At 66.8% G+C, this 782-nt stretch carries 1 protein-coding gene and 1 pseudogene; both read right to left on the reverse strand.

The features are described 5' to 3' along the window. Nucleotides 1-111, reverse strand: a pseudogene (locus tag DYI24_RS28520) (PilZ domain-containing protein); the annotation flags it as partial. 103 nt (nucleotides 112-214) lie between these two features. Further along, a partial coding sequence (locus DYI24_RS27325; protein WP_164574536.1) for an aminoglycoside phosphotransferase family protein occupies nucleotides 215-782 on the reverse strand: 568 nt, incomplete at its 5' end.

Here is a 782-nt window from a genome sequence, read left to right on the forward strand (position 1 = left end):
GACGTCCTCGATCAGGCAGGGACGGCGCCAGGTGCCGTCGATCGCCATCATCTGCGCGCGCAACCCACGATCGAAAACGACGCGGCCGTCCTTATTGCGTTCGGCAACCATCTCGAAGTCCTGCGGTTCGGTCTTGGCGCCGCCGGGCCATGCCTCGGCGACCCCGGAACACTACGGGGCCGATTCTAAAGATGCGTAAAGGAAATCCGCCGAATCAGAGCGGTGGCGGCACGTGGTCCCGGTACCAGGCCCGGACCTCGGCAAGCGCCGGATGCGCCAGCGAGCGGGCCAGATACGCCCACACCCGCGGCTGATGCTTCAAATATTGCGGCTTGCCGTCGCGCCGGTTGAGCCGGGCGAAAGTTCCCAATAGTCGCGTGTTCCGCTGCGCCGACATCACCGCGTAGAGCCGCGCGAAACCGGGAGCGTCGAACTCCGGATCGGCAGCGAGCCGGGCTTTGACGTAGCGGCCGAGCAGCGACAATTCCGTCACTTCCGGCACGTCGATGCGGGCATCCTGCAGCAACGACACCACGTCGTAGGCGGCCGGGCCCAGCACGGTGTCCTGGAAGTCGATCACCCCGACGCGCTCGATGCCGGGACGATCCTCCAACCAGATCAGATTCGGCGAGTGATAATCGCGCAGCACCCAGGTCCGCGGCGCGGCCGCGATGCCGGCGAGCAGCTTGCGCCACAGCGCAACGAATTCGGCCCGCAACGCTTCAGACGGCGGCGCGCCGCGATCCGGCAGATACCACTCGGGCATCAGGCCGACCTCGATC

This window comes from Rhodopseudomonas sp. BR0C11 (assembly GCF_010820945.1).
Taxonomy (GTDB): domain Bacteria; phylum Pseudomonadota; class Alphaproteobacteria; order Rhizobiales; family Xanthobacteraceae; genus Rhodopseudomonas; species Rhodopseudomonas palustris_H.